Origin of the sequence: Micromonospora sp. NPDC006431, from assembly GCF_042870725.1 — a bacterium.
Classification (GTDB): Bacteria; Actinomycetota; Actinomycetes; order Mycobacteriales; family Micromonosporaceae; genus Micromonospora.
Map to the genome: position 1 here is coordinate 1 of NZ_JBIAHQ010000068.1, position 3,156 is coordinate 3,156.

At 64.9% G+C, this 3,156-nt stretch carries 4 protein-coding genes; 3 read left to right on the forward strand and 1 reads right to left on the reverse strand.

Annotated features, from left to right (window positions below; genetic code table 11):
• The first annotated feature begins 142 nt into the window (after positions 1-142).
• Together ACFYM6_RS36035 and ACFYM6_RS36040 are read left to right on the forward strand one after the other, a co-directional pair.
• A complete protein-coding gene (locus ACFYM6_RS36035) occupies positions 143-1,543 on the forward strand; it encodes an IS30 family transposase (protein ID WP_387282002.1) in 1,401 nt (466 codons plus the stop codon).
• Positions 1,544-1,580: 37 nt separating this feature from the next.
• Positions 1,581-1,838, forward strand: coding sequence for an integrase core domain-containing protein (locus ACFYM6_RS36040; protein ID WP_387282004.1), 258 nt, complete (start codon positions 1,581-1,583; stop codon positions 1,836-1,838).
• Between the two features lie 395 nt (positions 1,839-2,233).
• On the opposite strand, the gene ACFYM6_RS36045 is transcribed toward ACFYM6_RS36040, so the two are convergent.
• Complete coding sequence (locus ACFYM6_RS36045; protein ID WP_387282005.1) at positions 2,234-2,500, reverse strand: hypothetical protein; 267 nt, start codon at positions 2,498-2,500, stop codon at positions 2,234-2,236.
• A gap of 81 nt (positions 2,501-2,581) precedes the next feature.
• Here ACFYM6_RS36045 and ACFYM6_RS36050 point away from each other — a divergent pair, with 81 nt between their 5' ends.
• Complete coding sequence (locus ACFYM6_RS36050; RefSeq protein ID WP_387282007.1) at positions 2,582-3,010, forward strand: hypothetical protein; 429 nt, start codon at positions 2,582-2,584, stop codon at positions 3,008-3,010.
• Positions 3,011-3,156: the final 146 nt, after the last annotated feature.

The following is a 3,156-nucleotide window of genomic DNA, read 5'->3' on the forward strand; positions in this document are numbered from 1 at the left end:
ACCGCACCCCGCTCATCGAATCCGCGATCCAGATGGCCGCCGCCAACCACCGGCTCGCCGACGACGTCATATTCCATTCCGACCGGGGGAGCAACGGCGGATTCAACTGGTCGTCGCAACACCTCGTCGGAAGGGTGAAGCGATGGGTATTGGGCCGGGGCAGAAGCGGGTTCGGGAGTATCGGGGTCAGATTCCCTCGCCGGGTCGCCCGACGGTGGCGTGGCGTGAGGACCGGGTCAAGTTCTGGGCTGCGATCAGTCGCGGTGTGATGACCGAGGATGCGGCCGCGGTGGCGGGCGTGTCTTCGCCGGTCGGGTTCCGGTGGTTCCGGCACGCTGGCGGCGTGAATCCTGCGTTGCCGCCGACGGTGTCGGGCCGCTATCTGTCGTTCAGTGAGCGCGAAGACATCGCTCTGTCGCGGGCGCAGGGCATGGGTGTCCGCGAGATCGCACGCCATCTCGGCCGAGACCCGTCGACGATCTCGCGGGAGTTGCGGCGCAATGCCTCGACCAGGACGTACCGGTTGGACTACAAGGCTTCGACTGCGCAGTGGCATGCTGAGCGCCGAGCCCGCCGGCCGAAGACCGCGAAACTGCTGGCCAATGAGCGGCTCCGAGAGTACGTCCAGCAACGGCTTGCGGGCGTGATCCGGACAGCGGCCGGCCGCCCGGTCGCTGGGCCGCAAGGCCCGCAGTGGAAGGGCCGGAACAAGCCCCACCGCGGCGATCGGGCATGGACTACCGGATGGAGCCCGGAGCAGATCTCCCGCAGGCTCAAGGCCGAGTTCCCGGAGGATGAGTCCATGCGCATCAGCCACGAGGCGATCTACCAGGCGCTCTACGTCCAGAGCCGCGGCGCCCTCAAGCGCGAACTCGTCACCTGCTTGCGGACCGGACGGGCGCTTCGCGTCCCACGGGCACGCGCGAAGCAACGCGCATGGGCGCACGTCACCAGCGACACGCTCATCAGTGAACGGCCCGCCGAAGCCGCGGACCGCGCCGTCCCCGGGCACTGGGAAGGAGATCTGATCATCGGGCTGCAGCGCTCGGCGATCGGGACACTGGTTGAGCGGACGACGAGGTTCACGATGCTGATCCACCTGCCTCGTGAGGCCGGCTGGGGTGTGATCCCGCGGACGAAGAACGGTCCGGCTCTCGCCGGGTATGGGGCGATCACGATGAGCAAAGCCCTCGCCGAGACGATTACGAGTCTGCCCGAGCAGCTCCGCAGATCGCTGACATGGGACCGCGGCAAGGAACTGTCCGCGCATGCACGCTTCACGGTCGAGACCGGAGTCCCGGTGTTCTTCGCCGACCCGCACAGCCCCTGGCAACGCGGCACCAACGAGAACACCAACGGGCTGCTGCGGCAGTACTTCCCGAAAGGCACCGACCTTTCCAGATGGAGCGCCGACGAGATCAACGCCGTCGCCCACGCGCTCAACAGCAGACCCCGGAAAACTCTCGGCTGGAAGACTCCAGCCGAAGTCCTCGACGAACACCTACGATCGCTCCAACAAGCCAGTGTTGCAACGACCGATTGAATCCACCAACTACACCTCTACCGACTTCGGGAAGACGTTGAAGCGGCTGAAGATACGGCAATCGGTTGGCCGGACCGGTATCTGCTACGACAATGCCCTGGCCGAATCGTTCTTCGCGACGCTGAAGAACGAACGCACCCACCGTACCCAGTACCCGACGCGGGAACACGCCCGCAACGACATTGCCAGATACATCGAGCTCCACTATAATTCCCGCAGACGCCACTCAGAACTCGGCTACAAAACCCCACGACAAGTTCGAGACGAGTTCGAGAACCGGCAGCTCGCCGCATGAATTAGTCACAAACGAGCCTGTCCGGAAAACGCGGGGCGGCCCACCCGAACCACACCGTCCGCCGGGGCGCAAGGCAGTCAACGCCTTAGCTGTCCAGAAACGAAGGTCTCCCCTGGTTGGCGGAGCGGTTCCTAGACGGCTCCACTCCACAACCGGAGCCTTCGTCATCACGCAGATTCAGGCCGTGTCGTCACACGACCTCAACCAACCGCCCTGGGCAGTCTACCTAGACCAACTTTGATGAGATGCCATCGTCGGGCTCGTCACCGGCTACCACTGTCCCGGATGAACTTCACGGTTCCAAGCAACAGAGTCGATGCGGCGCGACGAGAGAAGGCAGTGCTTCTGGAGCGGCGGGCGGCGGCCTGCATTGCCGCGGCTGGCCCGCCGTGACCTCAGATGTAGTTGTTCAGGTCGCACTGGTGCCACGGGTTCCAGCTGTAGCCGTAGCCGTAGTCGGTGCTGCACCAGAGATTGCCGCCCGCCCACACGGCGATTGTGCGGTAGTGAGGCTCCCTGGCCATTGCGCCGTCGACCTCGTCGGCAAGGCCGTTGTTGGGCATGACCACCCATCCGCTGCTCGCCGAGGAGTGCCAGATCGTCCGGTTGGGCGCGATGCCGAAGTACTCGATGCGGCCTTGGCCAAACCAGTTGATCTCCATGATCCTGGTCTTGCACCTGAACGTTCCCTTGTGCCCCCGCCGGTCGGTGAAGCTCCAGGTCGTCGTGCAGGTCAGCGGCGGGTGGTGCGTTACCAGGGTCGTATCACCCGCCGCTGCGGAGGCGCTGCTCGGCGCCACAGCGCTGACGGCACCGAGGATGGCGGTGGACATGAGCACAGTCGCCAGGGTTTTTGCCAGGGTGCGTTTCATGCGCGCCGCCACCACCTCGACGACTTCGTCGCCTGCTACCTACCGGGTAAGCCGCGATCCGAGCGCGTCGAGACCGAACGGTTCAAATCCTTCACGTACGACGATCTGCTCGCCCGGGACAAGGTCAACCTCGACATCACCTGGCTGCGCGACGAGTCCCTTGAGGACGTGAAGAACCTCCCGGCGCCCGAGGTCCTCGCTCGGGAGATCGTCGAGGACCTCACCGCAGCCCTGGCCGAATTCGAGGCAGTCGCCGCCGCGTTGGAAGCCGCTTCCACGGTGGACTCGACACTACGGTGACCAGCCGATCGACAAACCATTAACGAAACCAACCAGAGGACCGCAGCCTGACCTAGTACGGCAGCCGCCATTGGTTAGTTGACCAGGGCGTATTCGCGGCTGAGTCGGGTGCGTTGGTGGAACCAGCGTGAGCGGGCTTGGTGACG

What these genes read in the sequence shown, in the direction of transcription:
- ACFYM6_RS36045 (WP_387282005.1), bottom strand. Translation starts at nt 2,500, where the DNA reads ATGGAGATCAACTGGTTTGGCCAAGGCCGCATCGAGTACTTCGGCATC.
- ACFYM6_RS36035 (WP_387282002.1), top strand. Translation starts at nt 143, where the DNA reads ATGGGTATTGGGCCGGGGCAGAAGCGGGTTCGGGAGTATCGGGGTCAG.